This is a genomic window from Flavobacterium psychrophilum DSM 3660 = ATCC 49418 (assembly GCF_002217405.1).
GTDB classification, from domain to species: domain Bacteria; phylum Bacteroidota; class Bacteroidia; order Flavobacteriales; family Flavobacteriaceae; genus Flavobacterium; species Flavobacterium psychrophilum.
This window is the reverse complement of sequence record NZ_MUHE01000030.1, coordinates 13,100-39,180: the sequence shown is the minus strand read 5'-3', so window position 1 is coordinate 39,180 and position 26,081 is coordinate 13,100. Positions and strand designations below refer to the sequence as shown.

The following is a 26,081-nucleotide window of genomic DNA, read 5'->3' as shown; positions in this document are numbered from 1 at the left end:
AAGATAACAAATTAGTATTGAGTTAGAAGTTTTTATTTATTTTTGAAGCATGAATTTTGATTTACTTACAAGAATAGAAAACAGCACTGCGCACAGAAAAAGTCGAGAAGACAATGCGCGCTATATTTTAGATAATCCAGAGTTGTTTCTAGATTTATTAGAATTGGCTTTTAACATAAACAACAAAAACCACTACAAATCCTGTTGGGTTCTAGAATTAGTATTAGAAAAACAACTGCATTTATTAACGCCACATTTAGATATTTTTTGCAGTACGATTTCAAATTTTAAAAACGAAAGTGCCATTCGTCCTGTTTCTAAAATATGTATGTTCCTTGCTAAACACATGATATTAACCGAAGAACAAGAAGGCAAAATCGTGACAAATTGTTTCGATTGGCTTATTCTAGACAACGGAAAAGTAGCCACAAAAGCATATTCTATAAGGGCTTTATATGAATTTGGACGAAAAAACAACTGGATTTATCCCGAATTAAAACAAATCCTCGCCAAGGACTACCTAAAACATTCGGCGGCATACAAAGCCGTTACAAGAGAAATTTTAAAGAAAATAAAATAGCATTTCCCTATTCAATCATTATAAAGTATCTTTGCTAGAACAAACAACAACACAATGAATTATTTCTCGTCAAATTTCAAATTAGGAATTCTCGGTGGTGGTCAACTTGGCAAAATGATGTTATTTGACACCCGAAAATTCGACATTCAAACCTATATACTTGACCCAAGCGATGAAGCGCCATGCAAAATAGCATGTAACCATTTTTTTCAAGGAAGTTTGATGGATTTTGATACCGTTTATAACTTCGGAAAACTTGTCGATGTTTTAACTTTCGAAATAGAACTCGTTAATCTCGAAGCTTTAGAAAAATTAGAAAACGAAGGGTTAAAAATTTATCCGTCACCAAAGACTTTAAAACTAATTCAGAATAAAGGAATTCAGAAAGAGTTTTATGCTCAAAATAATATTCCAACGGCTCCTTTCGAAAAATATGCTGACGTACAAAATTTAAAATCAGCAATCCTCAATCAAAATTCCTCAATCAAAATTCCTTTCGTCTGGAAATGCACCCAATTTGGTTACGACGGAAATGGCGTAAAAGTAGTTCGAGCAATCGAAGATTTAGAAAACCTACCAAACGTAGAGTGCATTGCCGAAAAAATGGTTGCCTTCAAAAACGAATTAGCAGTAATTGTAGTTCGAAATCCTTCAGGCGAAGTAAAAACCTATCCCGTTGTAGAAATGGAATTTCACCCAGAAGCTAATCAGGTAGAATATGTAATTTGTCCCGCAAGAATTGAGGATAAAGTTGCCCAAAAAGCTAAAAAAATAGCGTTAAATGTTTCTGAAAAATTCAATCACGTGGGCTTATTAGCGGTCGAAATGTTTCAAACCCAAAACGATGAGATTCTAGTAAACGAGGTAGCTCCTCGCCCGCACAACTCAGGACACCACACCATAGAAGCTAGTTATACCTCGCAATTCGAGAATCATATCCGAGCAATTCTCGACTTACCCTTAGGAAATACCAATAGTAAAGTGGCAGGAATCATGGTTAACCTAGTTGGTGCCGAAGGGTTTTCTGGCGATGTAATTTACGAAAATATCGAAAAAATATTAGCCATAAACGGGGTAACACCACATATTTACGGAAAAAGAGAAACCCGTCCTTTCAGAAAAATGGGACACGTTACCATTGTAAATGAAAACATGACCGAAGCCAGAAAAATTGCAGAAGAAGTAAAAAACAGTATTCGCGTCATCGCGTAATTATTAATTATCAATTGTTAATTATCAATTAATATGAAAGTAGCCATAATCATGGGAAGCATATCAGATATGCCCATAATGCAAGAAGCCATAGACATCTTAAAATCGTTCGATATAGAAACCGAAGTCGATATTGTATCAGCACACAGAACACCAGAAAAACTATTCGATTTTAGCAAAAACGCACATACTCGTGGCATATCTGTCATTATCGCAGGAGCTGGTGGCGCAGCGCATTTGCCAGGAATGGTAGCCGCTATGTCGCCATTACCCATCATTGGCGTACCCGTAAAATCCAGCAATTCTATCGATGGTTGGGATTCCGTTTTATCAATACTTCAAATGCCAGGCGGTGTTCCCGTAGCAACCGTAGCCTTAAATGGCGCAAAAAACGCAGGAATTCTAGCTGCACAAATCATAGGATCTGCTAACAAATCAGTTTTAGACAAAATCATTTCCTACAAAGAAAGTCTAAAAGAAGCAGTAAATAAATCTTCGGAAAATTTAAAAAAGTAATTTTTTTTTAGAAGCTATTCCTGCTATTCGTTGCAATCTTTTCTTTTTTAAAGGAAAAAAGAAAAGGATTTCCACTGCTATCAGGGCTAAAAACCGAAACTTAAATTAACATAAACTTTGCGCCTTTGCGCCTTTGCCAGCAAATGAAAATACTCACTCAAAAATTCGACACAAAACACGATACAGCGCCCTTTTCTCAAATAAAACTAGAAGATTACAAGCCCGCATTTATCAAAAACATAGCCACCGCAAAAGCAGAAATAAACACCATAATAAACAATCCAGAAAACCCAACTTTCGAAAACACCATCGAAGCATTAGATTTTTCAGGAAATGCTTTAGATAGATTATCGTCTATTTTCTTCAATCTCAATTCGGCAGAAACGAGTGACGAGATGCAAAAAATCGCTCAGGAAGTTACACCATTATTAACAGAATTCAGCAACGATATCACTTTAAACGAAGATTTATTTAAAAAAATTAAATCCGTTTACGAGCAAAAAGACAGTTTAAATTTATCTACAGAACAAGCGACTTTACTCGACAAAAAATTCAAAAGTTTTTCTAGAAATGGCGCTTTATTATCGGAAGAAAAAAAATCTAAACTTCGAGAAATTGATGCTGAACTCGCAAAACTAAAACTAACTTATAGCGAAAATGTTTTGGCAGAAACCAATAACTATCAATTGCATATTACCAACGAATCTGACCTAAAAGGTTTGCCAGAAGGAACTATTGAAGCTGCTAAAGCATTGGCAAAAGCTAAAAATTTGGAAGGTTATATTTTTACTTTAGACATGCCAAGTTATTTGCCCTTTGTAACTTATGCTGAAAATCGTGAACTTCGAAAAGCAATTACTATCGCAGCAGGAAAAAAAGCTTTCCAAAATAATGAATTCGACAATCAGGAAATTACGCTTAAAATTGCAAAATTGCGTTTCGAAAGAGCTAATTTATTAGGATACAAAACCCATTCGCACTTTGTTCTCGAAGAACGAATGGCTCAAAATCCAGAAACGGTAAAATCTTTTCTGAATGATTTATTAATTAAAGCAAAACCAGCAGCCGAACGTGAATTTGCAGAATTAACCGCTTTCGCCAAAACACTAGACGGGATCGAACAACTAGAAAAATGGGACAGTTCTTATTATTCAGAAAAATTGAAACAAAAATTATTCAATTTAGATGACGAAAAACTAAAACCCTATTTTCAGCTAGAAAACGTTTTAAATGGTGCTTTTACCATTGCAAATAAATTATTCGGATTAACATTTACAGAAGTTTTTGATATCGAAAAATACCATGAAGAAGTGTCTATTTATGAAGTTAAAGATGAATTTGGTGAACTAATTGCCATTTTTTATGCCGATTTTTTTCCAAGAAAAGGAAAACGAAATGGCGCTTGGATGACTAGTTTCAAATCGCAATATATAAAAGACACAAAAAACGAACGACCACACATTTCAAACGTTTGTAATTTTACACCGCCCACAAATAGCAAACCATCATTATTAACTTTTAATGAAGTAACCACTTTATTTCACGAATTTGGTCACGGATTACATGGCATGTTAGCAAATACTGTTTACCCAAGTTTATCAGGAACATCGGTATATTGGGATTTTGTCGAACTGCCTTCTCAGGTCATGGAAAACTGGTGTTACGAGCCCGAAGCACTGGCATTATTTGCCAAACATTATGAAACAGGAGAAATTATTCCGCAAGAATATGTACAAAAAATAAAAGAAAGCGCCAGTTTTCAGGAAGGAATGGCAACGTTGCGCCAATTGAGTTTCGGATTGTTAGATATGGCTTTTCACAGCAATAATCCAACTGAAATTACTCATGTAAAAGCGTTTGAAAAAGCAGCTTTTGAAGGCACAACTTTATATCCTGATGTAGCCGAAAATTGCATGAGTGTTTCATTTTCACATATTTTTGCTGGGGGCTATTCTTCTGGATATTACAGTTACAAATGGGCAGAAGTACTCGATGCCGATGCCTTTGCATTTTTCCAAGAAAAAGGGATTTTTAATAAAGAAGTGGCAACAAAATTTAAAGAAAATGTACTTTCTAAAGGAGGCACAGAATTGCCCATGGAATTGTACAAACGCTTTCGTGGACAAGAACCAAAACCCGATGCTTTGTTGAAACGGGCTGGATTGATATAAATTATTGAATGAAGATTAACTAATTTAGATTTCAAATTTATGGCAAAAAGTAAAACAATAAATGTTCAAGGAAAAGAAATCAAAATAATTCAAAAAGAAAATTCTGATTTCATATCGCTAACAGATATGGTTAAAGGATTTGGCGATGATACTATGATATATAGTTGGATGCGCAATAGAAATACTTTAGAATTTATTGGAATTTGGGAAGAAATAAATAATCCTCTTTTTAAAGGTAACGAATTCGTAACCTTTAAAATTCAAGCAGGTTTGAATAGTTTCAATCTTACACCTCGAAAATGGATAGAAGCTACGAATGCTATTGGTATAACATCAAAAGCTGGACGTTATGGCGGAGGAACATTTGCACATAAAGATATAGCTTTTGAATTTGGCAGTTGGCTAAGTCCGTCATTCAAATTATATCTAATCAAAGAATTTCAACGTCTAAAAGAAGATGAAAACGACCGATTAAAACTAGATTGGAATTTTCAGCGCACTTTAGCCAAAGTAAATTATCATATTCATACCGATGCAATAAAGGCAAATTTAATCCCAGAAACACTCGACAAATCTAAAATAAATTTCATTTACGCTAACGAAGCCGATTTGCTAAATGTGGCTTTATTTGGAATTACAGCCAAGCAATGGCGTGATAAAAACCCAAATGCCGATGGAAATATTCGAGACGTGGCAACTATAGAACAGTTGGCAGTAATTTAAGGCTTGTCGTTATATTGACCTGAATCATTGATATTTAACTCAACTTTTTTCTCAAATTCAGTATAAAAAAAATCTGCTTCATCTTTATATTGGAATGTTCGATGATACAACATTAAGGTATTTATGGCAATCGAACCTTGTCTATCATAATCTTCATAATTATTGAAGTAATAAGATAAAAAGAGTAAATATGCTGAATATCTTGAATTATCCTCGTCTATTTTTCCAACATCATTAGATGCGGAAAAAACTAGAGCAAAATCTTCTTTTAAATTATAATATGCTTCTAAACAGGCTTTGAATATAGCTCTTGTATGACCTGGACCGATATCTGAACGTAATTTATACTTATTCTTTTCAGTTCCTTTGTTATGCTCGTAAAAAGAAATTACACAAATATTACTTTTGTAAATTTCAACTTCAACTATAGTTTTAATTGACTTTCCAAATTCAGGAATGAATCTATAAATTTGACGATATAAAAAATTTTCATTCTGCTTTGGATATTCATTCTGTATGAATACCAAACCTTTCTTAGCCATACCTAAAAATTAGAAAAGTACCCTAAAGTATTTTGTGTAATTACAACTGGAATTCTATTGTAAGAATCTAATGTAAAATCAACTGTAGTGTCTTTGTTGATTATTACTTCTTTATCACTCGGTTGATTACCTAAAAGTCCTTTTCTACTATTTTTCCAAGGCAAATCATTATGAGTTAAATCTACTAAATCTGAACCTGTTAAATGACCATATGACAGCCATATATCATTTAAATGATTTACGATTATGTCATCCAAGTTTAAAACTACTGCTCTACTACTTGGAATGATTGAACTTCTCTTCATAAACTTAAAATTAGCCCAAACATCATAAACAACTGGACCATATATCCAAGCTTGAATTTTATTATCAAATAACATTCTGTCATTTTTAACAAAAAACCAAAGTTGAGAATAATACAGTAACTTCTGTAATTTCAACGGACTAACACCTTTCTTAATGAAGAAAGAAGAAATGCCCAATGCTGAATAATTAGTTTTCATTTTAGTTTAATTTAGCAAATTAATACTTTTGCAAATGTACGATATAAATCGAATATATGTAAATTTATTTAATTAACCAAAACTACTGCCAACAACCATTTAGCAATATTGCGAATTTTGTAGTAAATTCACGCTCACGTTTCGCAAGAAATTTCACCCTTAACAGAAAATAAGCGGTCACGAAGTTCGCAACATCGCTAAGTGGCGAAACGTTAGTGGTTTTGTCAAATTTAGAAAGTTTGAATTCGGTTTTTATTCACCAAGGGCAATCGCAATCAGAACGATTAATACAACTTAATGCTATTGGAATTACGCAAATGAAAGCGTTATTGAATAGTAAAATGGTTGAGAAATTAATTTAAAAAAGTTATGAGCCAAAGGCCGATGCTTTGTTGAAGCGTGCTGGGTTGATATAAATTAAATTTTAAAATCAAAAAAATGAAACTAATCAAACTAGTTTTGATACCGATAATCTTTGCTTTGTTATTAAGGATTTCTTTTGGTGCAACAATATTTAATGACTTTCTATCGGTCATGACATGGACATTTTTTTTGTTAGTCCCTGCCGGAATTGGAGCTTTGTTTATCTATTTCTCACCAATAGAGAAAGTAAAATCTATTGCTTATAGAATTTTAGCGCCTTGGATTCCCATAATTTTAGTCATTGCTTTAACCATAGTTATTGGACTCGAAGGCTGGGCATGTTGGATAATGATTTCACCATTATTTTTAATTTTTGCAAGTATTGGCGGATTAATTGCGGGGCATTTTAAAAATAAGAAAAACGAAAATCTAAACATTTCTATTTTGGTATTACTTCCATTCTTAATTGGACCTATTGAAAATGCAATCCCAAGAAACGCAAAAACATATACGACTTACACATCGATTGAAATAAACTCTGATGCTCAAACAATTTGGAACAATGTCACCGCTGTTAAAGAAATAAAATCGAATGAAGATAATTCAAAACTAATAAGTTGGTTGGGATTTCCAAAACCTATTAAAGCCGAATTAGACACTCTAGCTGTTGGCGGTTACAGAAAAGCTATTTTTCAAAAAGGCTTGATATTTAATGAAACTGTTACTAAATATGAAAATTTAAAGCTTATGGAATTTCAAATTAAAGCCAATACCTACGAAATTCCGTCTACAACTTTAGACGAACATATTCTTATTGGTGGAGAATATTTTGACATGCTAAATGGGACTTATAAATTAAAAAAAATCAGCACAAACAAATACAACTTGATACTTTATAGTAATTTTTCGATGAAAACCACTTTCAATTCTTATGCAAGTATCTGGGGAAATTGGATAATGAAAGATATTCAAAATAATATTTTAAATGTAATTAAACGAAGAAGTGAAAAAATAGTCAATGACAACAATAACCCTAACAACTAAAGTAAACGCACCAATTCAGAAAGTTTTTGATATTAATAGAGATATTGATATTCATCAAAAATCCGCAAGTAAAACCAATGAAGTCGCTATTGCTGGCGTAACTTCTGGATTAATAAATCTTAATGAAACTGTGACTTGGCGTGGCAAACACTTCGGAATTTATCTTACGCACAAAAGCAGAATAACCGCTATGAATTTCTATGATTATTTTGTTGACGAAATGGTAGAAGGCAAATTTAAATCATTCAGACACGAGCATTTTTTCGAAGAGCAAAACGGAATTACCACCATGACCGATAAGTTATGTTACGAAACTCCGTTTGGGATTTTTGGTCAATTATTCGATTATTTATTCTTAAAAAAATATTTGACAACGTTTTTATTGGAACGAAATCGAGTTTTAAAAGAATTATCAGAGAATTAAATTTTCAAAAAATCCCTAAAATTATCTTTATTCACAACCAAAAAATTTGGTTGATAAGCATCGATAAAACTTTTCGGCAATTTTGCTTTTTTGGTTGGAGACCATTTGAATTCGAAAGCACTAATTTTTTCGGCTTCAACCTCGACATAATCAATTTCTTGTTGTTGGATTGTTCTCCAAAAATAAGGTTTGGCAACACTATTTGCATACGCTAATTTTTTCATTCGCTCCGAAACAAGAAAATTTTCCCACAAAGCACCTTTGTCCTGCCTAAACTCTAATGAATTAAAATTCCCTATCAGCATATTCCGAACGCCATTGTCATAAAAATAAATTTTTCTGTTTAGTTTAATTTCGTTTCTCAAATTCTTGCTAAAACTGTTTAGTCTAAAAATAACGAAAGCTTTTTCTAACAAATCAATATAGTTATTTACTGTGTTTTTGTCAACACCAACCAATTGTGCAATTTCATTATAACTGACTTCATTTCCTACTTGCAATGCCAATGCTCGTACAATTTTTTCCAAGATTTCAGGTTTTCTGATTCCTGCCAAGCTCAAAACGTCTTTGTACAGATAACTAGAAACAAGGTTTTTCAGAATCTCATATTCATTTCCAAAATTATTAATCACATCAGGATACATTCCGTACAGCAAACGCAATTCCAGCTGTTGTTGTCCTTTCATAAAACCAACATTATTCTCGAATTCTTCCCAAGAAATAGGAAACAAATGATACTCAAATTTTCGACCAGTTAAGGGTTCTTGGGTAAAATGATTAATATCAAAAGCAGAAGACCCACTCACAATCACTTGCACGTCTTTGATTTGATCTACAATAATTTTTAGTTTTAAACCAATATTAGGAATACGTTGTACCTCATCAATAAAAACATATTTATAAATCCCGATAATACTTTTTAAGGTTTCAGTATTTGCATTAGCTAGCGTTTCTGCCACAACCGCATCATCTCCATCAAGAAACAAGTAAGGAATATTAGTCAATAAAGTATTTATCAAGGTAGTTTTTCCTACTTGCCGTGGACCAATTAAAACAATTGCTTTTCCTTTGTGTAAATTAGCTTTTATTTTTGATGTTAAATCTCTAATAATCATAATTACTATTTTTACAAAAAAATGAAATTATTTTCTATTCACCAAATATACTTATAAATTGGTGAACGTATTCACCAGATATATATTATTTTTAGTGCATGTATTCACCAATATTATGTATTTTTATAGAAAAACAAACTAAAACCCACAAAATTATCGGAACACTTTCTACCCAAAAAGAAGTGTAATATTTAGAACGCCTCTCATGAGCAAAAAACATAAAAATCGCAATGAGAACAGAAATAATCGACTGTAAAGACAATGAAAAAAAATAAAGACTGAGATTGTCATTTGCAGTAACATTAAAAATCTCTAAAGCACAAAAAACCAATAATAAAAAATACCCTAAATATTTAGTACGCCTCACCCCTATTTGTTGCGGAACAGTTTTCAGATGAGGATCATCGTATTGCAAGTCGATAATTTCGAAAATTAAAACCAAGACAAAAACTAAAATAAAACGCTGCATACATTTAAGATAAAAATCGGAAGTAATAGAAATATCCGCATTTAAAATTGGTAAAATAACAGTCACACCAACCCAACTTAAACTAACGATGTAAATCTTGACTCCAGCCCAGTTTCTAGCATTTTTTTTGTTAGGAAAAAACGGAAGTGTGTACAACAATATTAATCCTACAAACCCAACAGCAACAATTTTAGTATGAATTTGCAGTTGAAAAAAACAAAATCCAACGGCAAGTAATGAGAAAAAACTAAAAAAAGCAATTGCTTTTAGCGCCTTTCGCATTTGTAGTTTCTTGGCCCTAGCCAAAGCATCATATTTTACAAAATTGTAACCTACAATGGTTCCAAAAAAAGCAAAACAAACCATCGATTGGTCATGCAAAATATGGAACATATATTGCGTTATTAGTACTAATGCACAAACAGACAAAGCCACGTGAACACTACTGTTTATATAAAAATCGAATATTTGCTTAAAAATTTTCATGCAACAAAATTAGTCAAACTGTTAACAAGATTATTATTTAGTTGAAAAATCGATAAAAATTGAGCGCTAAAACAACACTTATTAGCAGATTAATATTTATTTTTGCAATTAAAATCAAACAACACACATTCCTAGATTATATGAAAACAGACGCATTTGCATTACGCCACATAGGTCCAAATGAAAACGACCTACAACATATGTTGAAAACAATTGGAGCCCAATCGATAGAACAACTAATTTACGAGACACTTCCAAATGATATTCGCCTAAAAGAGCCTCTAAATTTAGAACCCGCAATGACCGAATATGAGTTTGCTAATCATATTACAAAACTAGGAAACAAAAACAAAATGTTTCAATCTTATATAGGATTGGGTTACAATCAGGCTATAATTCCTGCCGTAATTCAAAGAAATGTTTTTGAAAACCCAGGTTGGTACACCGCCTACACGCCTTACCAAGCAGAAATTGCACAAGGCCGTTTAGAAGCTATTTTAAATTTTCAAACTACAGTTATCGAACTTACTGGAATGGAAATTGCAAATGCCTCTTTATTAGACGAAGGGACTGCTGCGGCAGAAGCAATGGCACTACTTTTTGACGTTCGTTCTCGTGAACAAAAGAAAAACAACGTAAATAAGTTCTTCGTTTCCGAAGAAATATTACCACAAACACTATCGGTTTTACAAACCCGCTCTACTCCTATTGGTGTAGAATTAGTAATAGGAAACCACGAGGAATTTGATTTCTCAAAAGAATATTTTGGTGCAATTCTTCAATATCCAGGAAAATTCGGACAAGTAAATGATTACGCAGCATTTATTGCTAAAGCAAAAACTAACGAAATTAAAGTTGCTGTTGGGGCCGATATTTTAAGTTTAGTAAAACTAACCCCTCCCGGAGAAATGGGTGCCGATGTGGTTTTTGGAACAACACAACGCTTCGGAATTCCATTAGGATATGGCGGACCACACGCCGCTTATTTTGCTACAAAAGAAGAATACAAACGCAGCATGCCAGGAAGAATTATAGGCGTAACAGTTGACACAAACGGAAATAGAGCGCTTAGAATGGCTTTACAAACTCGTGAACAACACATCAAACGAGATAAAGCAACTTCTAATATTTGTACTGCCCAAGTTTTGCTATCAGTTATGGCCGGAATGTATGCCGTGTATCACGGACCAAAAGGATTACAATACATTGCAAACAAACTACACGCATCGGCAGTAACATTGGCAAAAGAACTACAAAAATTAGATTTACAGCAAACAAATACCGCTTATTTTGACACAATCGTTATCAAGACTGATGCCAAAAAAGTACGAGTAATTGCAGAACAAAACGAAGTAAATTTCTATTATATTGATGAAAATACGGTTTCAATCTCTTTAAATGAAACTACAAGCATTTCCGATATAAACAAAATAGTTTCTATTTTTGCCGAAGCAACTGGAAAACAAGCTTCAACAATTTCTGAATTACAAAACGAAAACCACATCCCTTCAAATTTAGAAAGAACAACTACTTTTTTACAACATGCTGTTTTCAACAAATACCATTCAGAAACGGCATTAATGCGTTACATCAAAATGCTAGAACGAAAAGATTTAGCACTAAACCACTCGATGATTTCCCTTGGTTCTTGTACAATGAAACTCAATGCAGCATCAGAAATGTTGCCATTAAGCATGGCACAATGGAACAATATTCACCCATTTGCACCATTAGACCAAGCACAAGGATACCAAGAAATGTTGTCTAAATTAGAACAACAACTAAACATAATTACTGGTTTCGCAGGAACAACTTTACAACCCAATTCTGGTGCACAAGGCGAATATGCAGGACTAATGGTTATTCGTGCATACCACCAATCTCGTGGCGATCACCACAGAAACATAGCTTTAATCCCCTCATCGGCACATGGTACAAATCCTGCTTCGGCAGCCATGGCAGGAATGAAAGTTGTCGTTACAAAAACATTAGAAAACGGAAATATCGACGTTGAAGATTTACGTGAAAAAGCAATTTTGCACAAAGACAACCTATCCTGTTTAATGGTTACTTACCCATCGACTCACGGTGTTTACGAAGCTTCAATTATCGAAGTTACGAAAATGATTCACGAAAACGGAGGACAAGTCTATATGGACGGCGCTAATATGAACGCTCAAGTTGGACTAACAAATCCAGCCACAATTGGAGCCGATGTTTGCCACTTAAATCTTCACAAAACATTTGCAATTCCTCATGGTGGCGGTGGTCCTGGTGTTGGCCCAATTTGCGTTGCACCACAATTAGTTCCGTTTTTACCCACAAACCCAGTGATTCCAACTGGAGGCGAAAAGGCAATTTCTGCAATTTCTGCTGCACCTTGGGGCTCTGCCTTGGTTTGCTTAATTTCGTACGGATATATTTGCATGCTGGGCGCTGAAGGTTTAAAAAAATCTACAGAATATGCTATTTTGAATGCAAATTACATCAAAGAAAAATTAAACGGTCATTACGACACTTTATATTCTGGCGAAATGGGTCGTGCGGCACACGAAATGATTTTAGAGTGTCGCCCATTTAAAGAAAAAGGAATCGAAGTAACTGACATTGCAAAACGATTGATGGATTACGGATTTCACGCACCAACCGTTTCGTTTCCAGTAGCAGGAACACTAATGATAGAACCTACAGAAAGTGAAAATTTAGAAGAATTAGATCGTTTTTGCGACGCTATGATTTCTATAAGAAAAGAAATTGAAGCTTCCTCTGCCGATGATTCTAACAATGTTTTAAAAAACTCTCCACATACACTTGCAATGATTACGACTGACGATTGGACTTATCCTTACACTCGTGAACAAGCTGCTTTTCCTCTAGATTATATTGCAGAAAACAAATTCTGGCCTACCGTTCGTCGTGCAGATGAAGCATATGGCGATAGAAATTTAGTTTGCAGTTGCGCTCCAATTGAAGCATACATGTAATGAACTAGTCATAAAGTTTGTAAAGTCGAATGTCTTAAAGTCCTATAAAACACTTTAGCATTCGACTTTCGACTTTAAGGCATATATGACAAAAAAAAATGAACGATATACAAAACCAAGAAGATTTATATTTATTAGTAGATGAATTTTACAAAAAACTACTTTCAGATGAATCTATAAGCTATTTTTTTACCGATGTTGTAAAAATAAAACTAGAAGAACATTTGCAAATCCTAGTCACATTTTGGTCGCAAGCCATTTTAGGAACTGGTGGTTATGCAAATAATCTCACTCAAATTCATTTAGATATTAACAAAAAAGAACCTCTAACCCCAGCGTTGTTTAAAATTTGGCTAAACCATTTTAATACCTCTGTCGATGAGAATTTTACAGGACAAAAAGCAGAACAAATAAAAACACAAGCGTTGAGCATTGCTACTATAATGCAAATAAAAATCACAAATCAAGAGCATTAATTTTACATTATTAATAATTAAAATTAATGTAAACTAATTATTTCATAATTAGATACACGCATAACAAATTTTATGCTTTCATTAAATTTATTATATCTAATTTAGCATAAACTACATTTTTTTAGACCTATGAACATCAAAATAACGGGTTCAGGAAGTTACATTCCGAATCAAATTGTAACCAATTCAGATTTTGCTAAACATCAGTTTTTGAATGAAGACGGAAGTATTTTTAATGCGTCAAACGAAATTATTGCCCATAAATTTAAACAAATAACAGGTATCGAAGAACGACGCTATGTAGATGAAAATCTCGTAACTTCAGACATCGCTCATTTTGCGGCTCAAAAAGCCATTGAGGCTGCAAATATTAACCCAGAAACTTTAGATTATATCATTTTTGCACACAATTTTGGCAATGTAAAACAAAACGCCGTACAAGGCGATGCTGTACCAAGTCTTGCCGCTAGAGTAAAACAAAAATTAAGAATAAAAAACCCAAAATGTGTTGCCTATGACCTTTTGTTTGGTTGTCCGGGTTGGGTAGAAGGTGTGATTCAGGCACAAGCTTTTATAAAAGCTGGAATGGCAAAAAAATGTTTGGTTATTGGTGCCGAAACTTTATCGAGAGTGGTTGACATTCACGACAGAGACAGCATGATTTATTCGGACGGTGCAGGTGCTACTATTATTGAAGCTACCAATGAAAATGGCGGAATTTTGGCACATGCTTCGGCAACTTTTGCTACAGATGAAGCTGATTATTTGTTTTTTGGCAATTCCTTCAATAAAAATCTGGATCAAGATGTTCGCTACATTAAAATGCAAGGTCGGAAAATATACGAATTTGCACTAACTGAAGTACCAAAAGCAATGAAAGACTGTCTTGATGAAAGCGGCATTCCAATTGCGGAAGTAAAAAAGGTCTTAATTCATCAAGCAAATGAAAAAATGGACGAAGCCATTATTGACCGCTTTTTTAAACTTTACAATCAAGAAACTCCAGTAGGCATTATGCCCATGAGTATTCACAAACTAGGAAATTCGAGTGTAGCAACAGTGCCTACTTTATACGATTTACTTATTAACGGAAAAATAGAAAACCAAGAAATTAACAAAGGTGATGTAATTATTTTTGCATCTGTTGGCGCAGGAATGAATATTAATGCAATTGTTTATCGTGTATAATTTCTAATTTTATTTATAGAAATTGTTACTTGATAAACTAGCTTTAGTTTGTAAACAATAAAAATATTCAGAAACAAACTTAGTAAAATTTTATATACTAAAGTGCAGATTTGATTGGTACATTTTGGCAAAAAATAGACAAATCCTAATGTCATTACTAGAATTAAAACCAACTTGAGATAATTATAATCGAATGGCAAAAGTTGAAATTTTTTGTATATAAACAATAATTTTGCGAAGTTGAAAACTACCATCGATAATAATGAGGCTACAGCTACGGCTTGAATGCCAAATTTGAAGTGAACTATAAACAGCAAATTTAACCCCACGTTGAGTACAATAAGTATAGCAATGGCAATTAAATTAAATTTGTAATATTTAGAATATGTAATTATTTCGCCATTAAAACCTGTTCCCATATTTACCAAAACATTAAATCCCAAAATGAGAATAATAGGAATTGACGTGATGAGTTGGTCATGAGTTGGCAAAAGCATAAATAAATTTTCGATTCCTAGAAAAATACAACTGTATAAAAGTGCGCCTATAAAAAAAAGCAACTTCGAGATTTCTTTGTATTTTAAATCTAATTCTGATAAATTATTGGTTTTTAAATAATTAGAAACAATAGGCGCATACAATGCAAAAACTCCTGTTGCTGGTATAGCTAATGCTGATGCTAATGTTACCCCTATGCTAAATGTACCGTTGGCTTGCATCGAGATAAATTTAGGAATCATTAAAGCATCTATCCTAAACGCAAAAACAGAGCCTAAACTTCCAGCAAAAGCATACATCGAAAAATGATAATAATCTCGTTTGGACACTTCGTTAAAAAGTGAGCTGAAGTTTAAATTGAATTTGGGTTTAAAGTATTTACACAAATAAATAGTAAGTAACATAAAAATTAACCCGTAAGAAAAAACATAAAAAAGGACCGATTGATTAAATGTTATGCGATGATAGATTAGTAATAAAAAAATAATGGGTAGCGAAATTTTAGGAATAATATTATCTAAAAATGTAGGCACTGCAATTTTCTGAATAATGGTTGCTTGTTTTTTAAACAATTCGATAAATGCCAAACATAGCGCAATAGGAAACGCTATATAAACATATTTCATGTCAGTAAAAGCAGGAATAAAAGAAACTATAAAGAGTGTTGCAAGGATAAAAACACTTATCATTAGTATAGAAAAAACACTATAATTAAATAGTTTTTTTTTGTGTAATTCGTCTAATTTTGGGGTAAAATTTACCAATGCTTGCGATGCTCCTATGAGCATTATTGGAAATAAAACATACGAAATCGCATCGATATATCTGAAAATTCCGAGTAATTCTTTGTTATTTGGATAAATAAAAAGTGTAGAAACTACGCCAATTACAATCCCAATATAATTAATGATAGTAAAGAAAAATGCTTGTTTTTGAGAAATTTTATTTAACATAAGTAAAGGATAAGTAACAGCATTTTAAGTACAACACTGGCTTTATAAGTGGTTTTTAATTCGTAATTGGCATTAAATCATTGTTTTTTTTCTCGTCATTTTAATAACTTTCATTCTAAAAATAAGTTGTAAATAATAAACAACCAAATTATAAAATAGCTGTGTTATAAAAGTAAAAGAATAACTTTGTTTGAAATATTTTGGTAATCCGAAAACCGATTGTAATGCGTTCGCATAACTGGCAAACAAAGTGTTATTTATATCTAAAACTTGCGATAACATTTTGTATTTCGACTGAATTAAATCTTTTTTGAAACTACGTGAAATTTTTCGGTCGTGGCAAATTTTGGCGTTTTTGGCAATTACAATCTGAAATTGATGGTACAAAACACGGTCACAGTAATTTCTATCTTCACCATAATGTCCGAAAAGTGATTCGAAACCACCCACTTTTTGCAAACAAGCGCTAGAAACCAGCCAAGCCGCAGCATTTACAAAAGGAACAATCGCAATGTTTTTGCCTGCATTTTCTTCAATATATCTGTTATAATAGGTTACAAAACCTTTGTCGAGCGTTTTTTCATCGCCCGAAAAATGCATCGGACTTACAATGCCAAACGAAGGATTATTTTGTGCCATAACCACTAAATTAGAAATGGTATCATCGAAAACCCAAGTATCCTGATTAAGTAAGAAAACATAATCTGCCTTATTCTTTAAAGCATAATCGATCCCAATATTATTGGCCCTCCCAAATCCTAAATTTTCTTTAGATTGAATAAGATGAATTTCTGAAAATTGCTTTAAAAGTTCGACCGAATCATCAGTAGAACAATTATCGACAACCAGAATATTGATAGGATAAATTGAACGCAACAAAGAATTGATACATTTTTCTATCCATTTCGAGCCATTATACGTCACAATGATGACAAAAATTTTTTTATTCAAAGCCAATATTTTTATTATCCTACAAAAATAAGGATATTTGCATTCGAGTTTAGTATAAAATGAAATATTACATTATAATTCCCGCACATAACGAAGAATCGTTTCTTGGTTTGACTTTACAGTCAATTATCGAGCAAACTATTTTGCCTTCAAAAATTGTGATTGTCAATGACAATTCGACCGATAAAACGGAGAATATCGCCTTGGCTTTCGCCGAAAACAATCCAATAATTACTTTAGTAAACACAACTTCTCAAGCCATACATTTACCCGGAAGTAAAGTCATACAAGCCTTTAACAAAGGATTAGAAACCGTAAATGATGACTATGATTTTATTGTAAAAGCCGATGCCGATTTGATATTTCCCACAAATTATTTCGAAACTATAATCAATCATTTCAAATCTGATAGTACCATAGGAATGGTTGGCGGATTTGCTTATGTAGAAAAAAACAAGGCTTGGATTTTAGAAAACCTAACCGATAAAGATCATATTCGTGGTGCTTTTAAAGCGTATCGAAAAGCAACTTTCAAACAAATTGGCGGGCTAAAACCAGCAATGGGCTGGGACACGGTCGATGAATTATTGTGCAAATTTTACCATTGGAAAGTGGTAACCGACCAATCATTACAAGTAAAACATCTTAAACCAACAGGGGCAAACTATAACAAAACTGCCCGATACAAACAAGGCGAAGCTTTTTATAGCTTAGGATACGGTTTTTTTATTACCGCTATTGCTTCGGCAAAACTAGCCATGATGAAAAAGAAACCGCTTCTTTTTCTAGATTATATAAAAGGTTTTTGGAAAGCAAAATTGGCCAAAAAACCGTTGCTAGTTTCCCAAGAACAAGCTAAATATATCAGAAAATATCGTTGGCAGAAAATGAAATCTAAAATTTTATAAAATCATTGATTATATTTGTAATATATAAACAAAAAAAATCACACAACTGATTGTAATGCTGCTCGAAAAACAACAGCTTCTTTTGCCATCTTTCCTAGAATATTAACTGCAAATGATATTGTAGGTTTGTCTCCTTTTTAACCAAAAAAATTGTTTTGAAGTTGGAAGAACTATGTTAAAAAAGACAAATGAGTTGTAAATTAGCAATGATAATTTTCCTTTAGGGACTACTTTAGTTACAAAACTTAAAGAATAGCACAATGAAAACATATAAAAAAATATCCAATCAAATAGTAAGAATAAAACCATGATGTTACTTCGTTATTTATCACAAATTGGAAGATATTTCCTAATGATCGTAGAAATTTTCAAAAAACCAACCAAATGGTCGGTAATGAGAACACTCATCTTCAAGGAAATAGATGATTTAATTATTGGCTCTTTAGGTATTGTAGCCTTCATTTCCTTTTTCGTAGGTGGTGTTGTAGCGATACAAACCGCTCTAAATTTGACCAACCCACTAATCCCTAAATATCTTATTGGTTTTGCGACCAGACAATCTATTATTTTAGAATTTGCACCTACGTTTATCTCTATTATCATGGCAGGAAAAATGGGTTCATTTATTACCTCGAGCATAGGAACCATGCGTGTTACCGAACAAATAGACGCACTAGAAGTAATGGGGGTAAACTCATTAAATTATCTTGTTTTCCCAAAACTAATTGCCTTGTTATTATACCCGTTTCTAATAGGAATAGCAATGTTTTTAGGAATTTTGGGCGGATATATTGCTAGTGTTTACGGTGGTTTTGGCACACATGCTGATTTCTTAAATGGTTTACAAAAAGAATTTATCCCTTTTCATATTACTTATGCCTTTATAAAAACATTAATATTTGCTTTAATTCTAGCTACCATACCATCGTTTCATGGTTATTATATGAAAGGTGGCGCACTCGAAGTAGGAAAAGCAAGTACCGTGTCTTTTGTTTGGACATCAGTTATGATTATTTTAATGAACTATATTTTAACCCAACTACTTTTAACCTAATGATAACAGTAAAAAATATCGAGAAATCGTTTGGAAACAGCAAGGTATTAAAAGGAATTTCGACTGTTTTTGAAACAGGAAAAACCAATTTAATTATAGGACAAAGTGGTTCTGGAAAAACAGTTTTACTAAAAAGCTTGTTGGGAATTCATTTGCCAGAAGTGGGAACAATCTCTTTTGATGGTAGAATATATTCCGAATTATCTGCCGATGAAAAACGAGAACTACGTACCGAAATTGGTATGGTTTTTCAAGGAAGTGCTTTATTCGATTCGATGACGGTCGAAGAAAACGTGGGTTTTCCGCTAAAAATGTTTACACAAAACTCTAAATCAGAAATTCAGGATCGTGTAGATTTTGTATTAAAAAGAGTTAATCTTATTGATGCACACAAAAAACTACCTTCTGAAATTTCGGGTGGCATGCAAAAACGTGTTGCCATTGCTCGTGCCATTGTAAACAATCCTAAATATTTATTTTGCGACGAACCCAACTCTGGTTTAGACCCCAATACTGCCATTTTGATTGATAATTTGATTGGTGAAATTACCGAAGAATACAATATTACAACCGTAATAAACACACACGATATGAACTCGGTAATGGAAATTGGGCAAAATATTTTGTTTCTAAAAAACGGTTTAAAAGCTTGGCAAGGAACCAAAGAAGAAATTTTTAGAACCGATAACGAAGCAGTAACTGATTTTGTATATTCGTCAGAATTGTTTAAAAAAGTAAGAGAAGCAGTGCTGAAGGAAGGAATTTAGCTTTTTAAGGCATCAAAATTTTACAACTTTAAACTTAACCCAAAAACAAACCTCGCTTAAAACGGATTAAACGAGGCTGTTTTTTATGGTTTTTGTAAATGTTTTTCAAAAATTTAGGGTTGTGCAACAGCTACCGCTGTTGTGTGCTGGTTATTTTGTGCTAAAATTTTAATTTATTTGTATAAATTCGGTTTCGTTATGCCTTTTTTGTCAAAATAATCTTTGTTCATTTCAAAGTGCATTTCAGTCATTGTGTTTAAATATTTTTTTAGTGAATCTAAATCATATTCTTTTCTTCTTTTGTCAACGTTTAAACTATCAATCAACCCATTTTTAGGTTTTGCTTGTCCGTTCATTCTATAATCAACTTGAGTTCCAAACATTTGTTTTTCGCCATTATTTGCATTTACTCGATCCATTAAATATGCGTAATTATTTGGATTTGCATTTCCTTTTTTAACCGCTTTATTCATTGATTTCAATACTCTTTTTTGGAACTCAGGAAACTTGTCACTATGTTGAACAAAAAGCCAAAAATCATTTGTTCCACTTTTCCCCAATTCATTTATTCCTAAATATCCATATTTACTAAATAAAAGCTCAATTCTATTTTTATGTTTTGAAAAAACACTGTCTTTAAATTTTCCCCAGTTTTCATTTGGATAATTTTTGAATTCTCCATTTGGTTTTCCAGCAGCAGCAATTTGGTCAATTCTATGCATTTCTGTAAATTCTACTATAAGATTTTCGGATTCAGTTTTACTTAATTTAGTTGTTGAACAACTAAAAATTAAAAAAGTAAATATTAAAATAATTTTTTTCATTTATAAATTTAGTTTAAAAAAATCTCTCTTGCGAAAATTTTCGCTTTAACTAGCACACAACGGGTTAGTACTACAGCGGGTTTGGGGTTAAATTAAGCCCTATTTTCGGATTTGCCTAAACATTCCAAATACAAGACCATTTTCCAATTAAGCCAAATACCCAAATCCGTTGTAGCGTGTGTTGGGCGTAGTGCTTTTTTTGAGTTATTTCACTACAAATATTATGTCTGTTAAAGCTGTAAATGTTTTTGTTTTCCCTTTGAATTGAAATTGTATTTTTAAGTCTTCAGTTTTTTTGGCTTTGAAGTTGTCCAAATACAATAAAATTGTAGGCTTTAAAAGGTCAATATTTCGTTTTAATTTCCACGAATTTGTAAAATCATCTGTGTCAACTAATACAAGAAATAAACGGTTTTCAGAACCAAAACGCATTTCTCCTTGATTTTCATAAAGCCAAGTTGCCAAGATTTTTGGGTCATCTTGAACTTCTTGTAAAATTTCTAATTTTTCGTCTTTTAATGATTTTAGAACTTGCAAACAGAAATCATCATTTCTATCTTTCATTTTCTCAACTATTTCATAGAATATGTCTGCTGGTTTTGCCGTTTTGTCAAAAACAATATTTGCTTCCGTTGCTTTCTTTTTCAGATAAGTTAATTCAACTGGCAATCCTTTTTCCTTGCGTTTTGTTTTTATATATTCTGCTGGCAAATAAGTAACTTTCAAATCAAATGGTAAATCATTAATGAAAAAGTCAACACTTTTTATTTGTCCAACAGTCGGTAAAACTTCGGAATGAGATTTGAAAATATGCTCTATTAAAATACTACTCCAATGGTTATACCAACTATTTAAAACATAACCTTGAACAGCTACACTAATTTCTGTTTCAAACTTTGAAAGCAAGTTTTCATAAGAAGGGTTTTGAACTTTTACATATCTGCTTACCAAATATTTGTCTAATGAATTTTGATAATCTCCACCCCAATCAAAGTTTTTAAGCTTATACAATTCAGAAACAAGTTCTTCAGTATTTAGATTTTCAACTTGTTTCTCATTTTCAAATTTTATAAAATCATCGAGAATTTGGTTTGAATTATCAACGTCAGAACTTAAAATCGCAAATAATTCAACAAACTGCTTGGAAATTGCAGTTTCCTGTAAAACAATATTGTTAGTTTTTACAAATTCTGGAATAAATTCTTTTCTAATAATTGATTTCGTTTTCAGCCATAAAAGCCCAACTTTATCGTTACTAAATTCTTCGAGTTCTTCGTTTTTATGTAATTTATCCCAATGGTTAAAGTCTTTCATCTACTAATTGTTCTTTATGGTTATTTGTAACGAAATGCTTCTTTTTAGGACTGCAAACAAATAATATTTCTTGGCTACCTGCAACGCTTCCTTTTCCACCTCTTCCGTTTTGATATGTTTTTGCCTCTACAGTTACGTTTCGGTATTTTGATATTAACTTTTCAAATTCCTCAATTCCGGGATAACTTCTATTATTGTAGCTAATTAACCAATTCGGAATTTCTTTTGAAAGTTCAAATAACTTTTCAAAAGAAGAAATAACATCTCTTTTTTTGTCAAAACCACTAAATCTTTGTGGCTCATAACGTTTTATACCATTTATAAAATCCTTGTCTTTCCAATATTCTGTGTAAGTTTCTAACAAATGGTAAAAGCCTTGATAGTCAGCGTGACTGTCACAATAAGGCGGGTCAAAATATGCCAAGTCAACATTTTCTATTTTAGGTAATAATTCCAATATATTTTGGTTGAAACTTTGATTATCTTGTTTATTGTCAAAAACAGCATCATTATATTTTGGAAGTAATTCTTCAAAAATTTCTTTGACTGGTCTTATTAAACTTCTATTACGTTTTATTCTTTCTGGGTCGCTTGCATATACCAAAGCTTGCGTATGTCCAAAATGCCCCATTGTTATTTTTCGGGTCATACTTCTATTGATAACAGTAAAAGCAAGAGCTTGCTTAAATTCGTTTTCTAATGATGGAATATTTGCTCTAAAATTGTCTAAAAACTGTGCTTCTTCTTTTTCAAAAAAAATATTAGTAAACGTATTTTCAATTAAATCAAATTCACATTTGTTTTTTGCAGTTTGAAAAAGAATATCTAAATCTGTTTTGTCTAATTTAGTAGACTTGTTTTCAATTAATGCTTTCCCAATTTGATTATTAAAGTTTAAAAAATCATTTGTAATCACCTTACAACCTTGTTGCTTTAATAAATACCCAACAGATTGTGACCCCGCAAAAGCATCAATTGCAGATTTTGTTTTTTTAGGTATAAATTGATTTATCCAAGACAAAAGAGTATGTTTGGCTCCTAAATATTGGGGTTCAGGGAATTGGTGGTTAAAATATTGATATTCTTCAAAAAGCATACTTAAATTTTATAAAATTCTACAAAAAACAAAGATAAGTTGTTTTTCTTGGGACTCTTTAATATCAGTACGTTTTTTTTTTAAATTAGCCCTAACGAGCCCCCGCTTTGCGGGGTTTTCGAGAGAGCTTGCTCTCGAAGAAAATCTAACAAAGCGGGTGATGGAAGAACATCGTGCGAAAGCAACGATGGTTTTTCATCACCCGCGTAGCGGGGGCTCGATGGAAAAAATTGTCCCGAAGGGCGCTTTTTTCCATCTAATGTATTTATCTAACTTTAATTCTGTTCCAATTTCTTTACAATACTTTTTATATCCTGTTCTTTACTTTTTGGGTAAATTAGCAAAATACCTTCTTTATCTACAATGATATAATCGTGTAAACCATCTATAACAATGAGCTTGTCGGCATCGGAACGAACAATGTTGTTAGAGGAGTTTTCGAGTAAAACTTTGGCATTTACAACGGCATTATTGTTTTCGTCTTTGTCTAGTTTTTCGTGTAAGGAACCCCAAGTTCCTAGGTCATTCCAGTCGAAAGTGGCGGGCAATACGTAAACGTTTTTAGCGGTTTCCATCACGGCATAATCGATAGAAATGTTTTCGGCAAGCGCATAATTTTCTTCTATAAATTGTTTTTCGGCAGGCGTATTATAACTTTCTAATCCTTGCAGGAACAAGTCATTCATTTTTGGCTGAAATACGGAGAATGCTTCTGTTATTGTTTTTACACTCCAAATAAAAATACCCCCATTCCAAAGGAAATTTCCTGAATCGAGGAATAGTTTTGCGGTTTCGTAATCTGGTTTTTCTCTAAATTGGTTTACTTTTTTTATCGGATTGGCATCGGTTTTATCGTATTCGATATACCCAAAACCTGTATTGGGAAATGTAGGCTGTATTCCTAAAGTCATCAGTGCGTTTTCTTTGGCACAAAAATCGAAACATTCTTGCAAATTTCTAGCAAAAGCTGTTTCGTCTTCTATCCAGTGATCGCTTGGTGCCACAACCATTACCGCATTTGGGTTTGCTTTTTGAATTTTTAGTGAGGCATACAAGATGCAAGGTGCTGTATTTCGCATGGCTGGTTCTAACAAAACTTGTTCTTGTTTTACCATTGGCAATTGTTCTAAAACCAAATGATTATAACTTTCGTTAGTTAAAATCAGAATATTTTCGGCAGGAATTAATTTGGCTAATCTAGAGAAAGTTTTTTGTATTAGTGTTTCTCCCGAACCTAACATGTCATGAAATTGTTTAGGAAATTCGGTTGTACTTACTGGCCAAAATCGTGATCCAACACCACCAGCCATTAATATTGCGTAATAATCTTTATTCATTTTTATGTCTAATTTTTTAACAATTCTACTTCTGCATTTGGATTAAATAAATAAGTTCGTCCAGAATTTATTTCTAAACATTCGTATCTTTTTAATCTTAAAGCTACTTTTTTAAAAATTTTCCCGTTGTGAATGCGAAACATGCTGCCGTAAGGAATCTCAAAGATATAATTTTTATCGTTCTCGGGATCAAATTCTTTTAGTGCTAATGACAAAGTAGCATCGGTATCGCTACTTGCTTTTGGGTTTCTGAAATGTCTTGCTAGCAATGGTAATAATTGGTTAGGAAATACCTCTGGCCTAATAAACGGAACCATTAGTCTTTGAAAAGTTAGCTTCCATTGCTCCCCGTGTGGCTTTATACTTCGTCCGTATTTTTCGAAAGCTACTAAATGGGCTATTTCATGAATTAATGTTATTAGAAATCGATATTTATTCAAACTCGTATTTACGGTAATTTCGTGTTTTCCAGACAAACTTTTTCGGTAATCTCCATGGCGGGTTACTCGCTCGTTTACGATTTTTAGATGCACCTGATTTATTTTGATTAATTCAAAAACTGGTGCTACCGAATGTTCTGGAATGTATTTTTCTAAAACGGTTTTCATTAATTATTGATGCCTTTTTTTGTTGCAATAAAGATTTTACATTTAAAGCAAAACTACTTTTTTTCTTATTTGAACTTCCTGTTCTTCGAGTGCCTCTTTTGGGATGTTTTCGCCTTTTTTCGCTTCTTTTTTTGATGTTTATATCGCTTTACTATAAATTTACTTTAATTTTAGTAAATCGTAAATAAAACACAAACAAGTAGGATCACAATATACGCCAAATATTACCGTATTTTTAAAATTAAAACAGTAATATCTTTTTTTTTACGGCGTAGTTGTTGAAACTTGCATAACCCTACCGTTATAATATTTATGGCCCGTTAGTGCAAAATTATAAATATAATCTGCCATTTCTGTGGCCGAAAGTGGTGCCTGATAACCCGGAAAGGCTTCTTGCAACATTTCGGTATTTACAGAACCAAGTGCTAGAACGTTAAACGAAATTCCTTTTTCTTTATATTCTTCGGCTAACAATTCCGATAGCGTAATTACAGCGCCTTTACTAGAGCTATAAGCAGCTAATCCTGCAAATTTCATGCTACCCTGAATTCCACCCATAGAACTAATCGTTACTACATGGCTTCCTTTTTGAAGGTAGGGCAAACAAATACGGGTTAGATTTGCTACGCCAAAAACGTTAACTTTATATATGTTTTCGAATTCCTGTGATGTGATTTCGCCAAATGGTTTTAACAACAGTGAACCTGCATTGTGAACTATAATATCTACTTTTTTCCAGGTTTGAGAAAGAAATTTTTCTACTTCTTGCAGTGCTTCTTCGTTAGACAAATCGACGGAAAGGCAAGTAACATTATTGTTATCTATTAATGTTTGTGGTATTTTTCTAGAAATAGCTAAAACATTATGTCCTGCATTTGCAAATTGCAAGGCTAATTCGTAGCCTATTCCTCTAGAAGTTCCTGTGATGATAATATTTTTCATAAAAAATGAATTTAAGCTAAAAAAAATCTCATT

Annotated in this window: 26 protein-coding genes; 14 read left to right on the top strand and 12 right to left on the bottom strand. The window is 32.7% G+C overall.

Features of this window, described 5'->3' with window-relative positions; genetic code table 11:
* The first annotated feature begins 49 nt into the window (after positions 1–49).
* The 5 genes from B0A57_RS08380 to B0A57_RS08360 all read left to right on the top strand — a co-directional run bounded on the left by B0A57_RS08380 (position 50) and on the right by B0A57_RS08360 (position 5,202).
* Positions 50–580 carry a hypothetical protein gene (locus B0A57_RS08380; protein WP_034099314.1) on the top strand — a complete coding sequence of 177 codons (531 nt, stop codon included), beginning with the start codon at positions 50–52 and terminating at the stop codon, positions 578–580.
* A gap of 54 nt (positions 581–634) precedes the next feature.
* Positions 635–1,792 (top strand): 5-(carboxyamino)imidazole ribonucleotide synthase, encoded by a 1,158-nt coding sequence (locus B0A57_RS08375; protein ID WP_034099316.1) that lies wholly within the window; start codon positions 635–637, stop codon positions 1,790–1,792.
* A 33-nt stretch (positions 1,793–1,825) separates the two neighbouring features.
* A complete protein-coding gene (gene purE / locus B0A57_RS08370; protein ID WP_011963493.1) occupies positions 1,826–2,308 on the top strand; it encodes a 5-(carboxyamino)imidazole ribonucleotide mutase in 483 nt (160 codons plus the stop codon).
* A gap of 143 nt (positions 2,309–2,451) precedes the next feature.
* Entirely contained in the window at positions 2,452–4,479 is a 2,028-nt protein-coding gene (locus B0A57_RS08365; RefSeq protein ID WP_034099318.1) for a M3 family metallopeptidase, read from the top strand.
* Positions 4,480–4,518: 39 nt separating this feature from the next.
* A complete protein-coding gene (locus tag B0A57_RS08360) occupies positions 4,519–5,202 on the top strand; it encodes a KilA-N domain-containing protein (protein ID WP_038467115.1) in 684 nt (227 codons plus the stop codon).
* Here B0A57_RS08360 and B0A57_RS08355 read toward each other — a convergent pair.
* Both B0A57_RS08355 and B0A57_RS08350 read right to left on the bottom strand, forming a co-directional pair.
* Positions 5,199–5,744: a hypothetical protein gene (locus B0A57_RS08355; RefSeq protein ID WP_038466057.1), complete on the bottom strand. Its 546-nt coding sequence runs from the start codon at positions 5,742–5,744 to the stop codon at positions 5,199–5,201. The two genes, B0A57_RS08360 and B0A57_RS08355, sit on opposite strands and share 4 nt — an antisense overlap.
* 2 nt (positions 5,745–5,746) lie before the next feature.
* On the bottom strand, positions 5,747–6,247 hold the full coding sequence (locus B0A57_RS08350) for a Panacea domain-containing protein (RefSeq protein WP_052079078.1): 501 nt from the start codon (positions 6,245–6,247) through the stop codon (positions 5,747–5,749).
* A gap of 221 nt (positions 6,248–6,468) precedes the next feature.
* On the opposite strand from B0A57_RS08350, the gene B0A57_RS12090 reads away from it, so the two are divergent.
* From B0A57_RS12090 to B0A57_RS08340, 3 genes are all read left to right on the top strand, one after another.
* Entirely contained in the window at positions 6,469–6,609 is a 141-nt protein-coding gene (locus B0A57_RS12090) for a hypothetical protein (protein WP_176579538.1), read from the top strand.
* A gap of 76 nt (positions 6,610–6,685) precedes the next feature.
* Positions 6,686–7,654: an APC family permease gene (locus B0A57_RS08345; RefSeq protein WP_038466055.1), complete on the top strand. Its 969-nt coding sequence runs from the start codon at positions 6,686–6,688 to the stop codon at positions 7,652–7,654.
* On the top strand, positions 7,629–8,078 hold the full coding sequence (locus tag B0A57_RS08340) for an SRPBCC family protein (protein ID WP_038466052.1): 450 nt from the start codon (positions 7,629–7,631) through the stop codon (positions 8,076–8,078). The genes B0A57_RS08345 and B0A57_RS08340 overlap by 26 nt, the downstream gene beginning before the upstream one ends.
* Here B0A57_RS08340 and B0A57_RS08335 read toward each other — a convergent pair.
* Together B0A57_RS08335 and B0A57_RS08330 are read right to left on the bottom strand one after the other, a co-directional pair.
* Positions 8,075–9,193: an ATP-binding protein gene (locus tag B0A57_RS08335; protein WP_038466049.1), complete on the bottom strand. Its 1,119-nt coding sequence runs from the start codon at positions 9,191–9,193 to the stop codon at positions 8,075–8,077. The genes B0A57_RS08340 and B0A57_RS08335 overlap by 4 nt on opposite strands.
* Positions 9,194–9,284: 91 nt before the next feature.
* The gene (locus B0A57_RS08330) at positions 9,285–10,148 is read right to left on the bottom strand and encodes a UbiA prenyltransferase family protein (protein WP_016362021.1); all 864 of its coding nucleotides are present in this window, start codon (positions 10,146–10,148) and stop codon (positions 9,285–9,287) included.
* A 140-nt stretch (positions 10,149–10,288) separates the two neighbouring features.
* Here B0A57_RS08330 and gcvP point away from each other — a divergent pair, with 140 nt between their 5' ends.
* From gcvP to B0A57_RS08315, 3 genes are all read left to right on the top strand, one after another.
* Positions 10,289–13,132 carry an aminomethyl-transferring glycine dehydrogenase gene (gcvP, locus tag B0A57_RS08325; protein WP_011963500.1) on the top strand — a complete coding sequence of 948 codons (2,844 nt, stop codon included), beginning with the start codon at positions 10,289–10,291 and terminating at the stop codon, positions 13,130–13,132.
* 98 nt (positions 13,133–13,230) lie between these two features.
* Positions 13,231–13,608, top strand: a complete 378-nt coding sequence (locus tag B0A57_RS08320) for a group III truncated hemoglobin (protein WP_034099328.1) — start codon at positions 13,231–13,233, stop codon at positions 13,606–13,608.
* 129 nt (positions 13,609–13,737) lie between these two features.
* Positions 13,738–14,796, top strand: coding sequence for a 3-oxoacyl-ACP synthase III family protein (locus B0A57_RS08315; protein ID WP_034099330.1), 1,059 nt, complete (start codon positions 13,738–13,740; stop codon positions 14,794–14,796).
* Here the strand turns inward: B0A57_RS08315 and B0A57_RS08310 are convergent.
* On the bottom strand, positions 14,784–16,247 hold the full coding sequence (locus B0A57_RS08310; RefSeq protein ID WP_034099332.1) for an MATE family efflux transporter: 1,464 nt from the start codon (positions 16,245–16,247) through the stop codon (positions 14,784–14,786). The two genes, B0A57_RS08315 and B0A57_RS08310, sit on opposite strands and share 13 nt — an antisense overlap.
* Before the next feature lie 72 nt (positions 16,248–16,319).
* Positions 16,320–17,198, bottom strand: coding sequence for a glycosyltransferase family 2 protein (locus tag B0A57_RS08305; protein ID WP_034099334.1), 879 nt, complete (start codon positions 17,196–17,198; stop codon positions 16,320–16,322).
* Positions 17,199–17,257: 59 nt separating this feature from the next.
* Between B0A57_RS08305 and B0A57_RS08300 the strand changes: the two genes are divergently transcribed.
* The 3 genes from B0A57_RS08300 to B0A57_RS08290 all read left to right on the top strand — a co-directional run bounded on the left by B0A57_RS08300 (position 17,258) and on the right by B0A57_RS08290 (position 19,927).
* Complete coding sequence (locus tag B0A57_RS08300; protein WP_011963505.1) at positions 17,258–18,106, top strand: glycosyltransferase family 2 protein; 849 nt, start codon at positions 17,258–17,260, stop codon at positions 18,104–18,106.
* Between the two features lie 307 nt (positions 18,107–18,413).
* On the top strand, positions 18,414–19,160 hold the full coding sequence (locus tag B0A57_RS08295; protein ID WP_011963506.1) for an MlaE family ABC transporter permease: 747 nt from the start codon (positions 18,414–18,416) through the stop codon (positions 19,158–19,160).
* Positions 19,160–19,927 (top strand): ABC transporter ATP-binding protein, encoded by a 768-nt coding sequence (locus B0A57_RS08290; protein ID WP_011963507.1) that lies wholly within the window; start codon positions 19,160–19,162, stop codon positions 19,925–19,927. Before B0A57_RS08295 ends, B0A57_RS08290 begins: the two co-directional genes overlap by 1 nt.
* A gap of 173 nt (positions 19,928–20,100) precedes the next feature.
* On the opposite strand, the gene B0A57_RS08285 is transcribed toward B0A57_RS08290, so the two are convergent.
* From B0A57_RS08285 to B0A57_RS08260, 6 genes are all read right to left on the bottom strand, one after another.
* The gene (locus B0A57_RS08285; RefSeq protein ID WP_038466044.1) at positions 20,101–20,751 is read right to left on the bottom strand and encodes a DUF6624 domain-containing protein; all 651 of its coding nucleotides are present in this window, start codon (positions 20,749–20,751) and stop codon (positions 20,101–20,103) included.
* A gap of 204 nt (positions 20,752–20,955) precedes the next feature.
* Positions 20,956–22,065, bottom strand: coding sequence for a hypothetical protein (locus tag B0A57_RS08280; protein ID WP_038466041.1), 1,110 nt, complete (start codon positions 22,063–22,065; stop codon positions 20,956–20,958).
* Positions 22,052–23,161 (bottom strand): DNA adenine methylase, encoded by a 1,110-nt coding sequence (locus B0A57_RS08275; RefSeq protein ID WP_038466038.1) that lies wholly within the window; start codon positions 23,159–23,161, stop codon positions 22,052–22,054. Before B0A57_RS08275 ends, B0A57_RS08280 begins: the two co-directional genes overlap by 14 nt.
* A gap of 275 nt (positions 23,162–23,436) precedes the next feature.
* Positions 23,437–24,498: a mannose-1-phosphate guanylyltransferase gene (locus tag B0A57_RS08270; protein WP_034099338.1), complete on the bottom strand. Its 1,062-nt coding sequence runs from the start codon at positions 24,496–24,498 to the stop codon at positions 23,437–23,439.
* An 8-nt stretch (positions 24,499–24,506) separates the two neighbouring features.
* A complete protein-coding gene (locus B0A57_RS08265) occupies positions 24,507–25,106 on the bottom strand; it encodes a SprT-like domain-containing protein (protein ID WP_011963510.1) in 600 nt (199 codons plus the stop codon).
* 264 nt (positions 25,107–25,370) lie between these two features.
* The gene (locus B0A57_RS08260) at positions 25,371–26,048 is read right to left on the bottom strand and encodes an SDR family NAD(P)-dependent oxidoreductase (protein ID WP_011963511.1); all 678 of its coding nucleotides are present in this window, start codon (positions 26,046–26,048) and stop codon (positions 25,371–25,373) included.
* Positions 26,049–26,081: the final 33 nt, after the last annotated feature.

Bases quoted from the DNA above. Each gene is read 5' to 3' on its own strand.
- B0A57_RS08380 (WP_034099314.1), top strand. From the start codon at position 50: ATGAATTTTGATTTACTTACAAGAATAGAAAACAGCACTGCGCACAGA.
- B0A57_RS08375 (WP_034099316.1), top strand. From the start codon at position 635: ATGAATTATTTCTCGTCAAATTTCAAATTAGGAATTCTCGGTGGTGGT.
- purE (WP_011963493.1), top strand. From the start codon at position 1,826: ATGAAAGTAGCCATAATCATGGGAAGCATATCAGATATGCCCATAATG.
- B0A57_RS08365 (WP_034099318.1), top strand. From the start codon at position 2,452: ATGAAAATACTCACTCAAAAATTCGACACAAAACACGATACAGCGCCC.
- B0A57_RS08360 (WP_038467115.1), top strand. From the start codon at position 4,519: ATGGCAAAAAGTAAAACAATAAATGTTCAAGGAAAAGAAATCAAAATA.
- B0A57_RS08355 (WP_038466057.1), bottom strand. From the start codon at position 5,744: ATGGCTAAGAAAGGTTTGGTATTCATACAGAATGAATATCCAAAGCAG.
- B0A57_RS08350 (WP_052079078.1), bottom strand. From the start codon at position 6,247: ATGAAAACTAATTATTCAGCATTGGGCATTTCTTCTTTCTTCATTAAG.
- B0A57_RS08345 (WP_038466055.1), top strand. From the start codon at position 6,686: ATGAAACTAATCAAACTAGTTTTGATACCGATAATCTTTGCTTTGTTA.
- B0A57_RS08340 (WP_038466052.1), top strand. From the start codon at position 7,629: ATGACAACAATAACCCTAACAACTAAAGTAAACGCACCAATTCAGAAA.
- B0A57_RS08335 (WP_038466049.1), bottom strand. From the start codon at position 9,193: ATGATTATTAGAGATTTAACATCAAAAATAAAAGCTAATTTACACAAA.
- B0A57_RS08330 (WP_016362021.1), bottom strand. From the start codon at position 10,148: ATGAAAATTTTTAAGCAAATATTCGATTTTTATATAAACAGTAGTGTT.
- gcvP (WP_011963500.1), top strand. From the start codon at position 10,289: ATGAAAACAGACGCATTTGCATTACGCCACATAGGTCCAAATGAAAAC.
- B0A57_RS08320 (WP_034099328.1), top strand. From the start codon at position 13,231: ATGAACGATATACAAAACCAAGAAGATTTATATTTATTAGTAGATGAA.
- B0A57_RS08315 (WP_034099330.1), top strand. From the start codon at position 13,738: ATGAACATCAAAATAACGGGTTCAGGAAGTTACATTCCGAATCAAATT.
- B0A57_RS08310 (WP_034099332.1), bottom strand. From the start codon at position 16,247: ATGTTAAATAAAATTTCTCAAAAACAAGCATTTTTCTTTACTATCATT.
- B0A57_RS08300 (WP_011963505.1), top strand. From the start codon at position 17,258: ATGAAATATTACATTATAATTCCCGCACATAACGAAGAATCGTTTCTT.
- B0A57_RS08295 (WP_011963506.1), top strand. From the start codon at position 18,414: ATGATGTTACTTCGTTATTTATCACAAATTGGAAGATATTTCCTAATG.
- B0A57_RS08290 (WP_011963507.1), top strand. From the start codon at position 19,160: ATGATAACAGTAAAAAATATCGAGAAATCGTTTGGAAACAGCAAGGTA.
- B0A57_RS08285 (WP_038466044.1), bottom strand. From the start codon at position 20,751: ATGAAAAAAATTATTTTAATATTTACTTTTTTAATTTTTAGTTGTTCA.
- B0A57_RS08280 (WP_038466041.1), bottom strand. From the start codon at position 22,065: ATGAAAGACTTTAACCATTGGGATAAATTACATAAAAACGAAGAACTC.
- B0A57_RS08275 (WP_038466038.1), bottom strand. From the start codon at position 23,161: ATGCTTTTTGAAGAATATCAATATTTTAACCACCAATTCCCTGAACCC.
- B0A57_RS08270 (WP_034099338.1), bottom strand. From the start codon at position 24,498: ATGAATAAAGATTATTACGCAATATTAATGGCTGGTGGTGTTGGATCA.
- B0A57_RS08265 (WP_011963510.1), bottom strand. From the start codon at position 25,106: ATGAAAACCGTTTTAGAAAAATACATTCCAGAACATTCGGTAGCACCA.
- B0A57_RS08260 (WP_011963511.1), bottom strand. From the start codon at position 26,048: ATGAAAAATATTATCATCACAGGAACTTCTAGAGGAATAGGCTACGAA.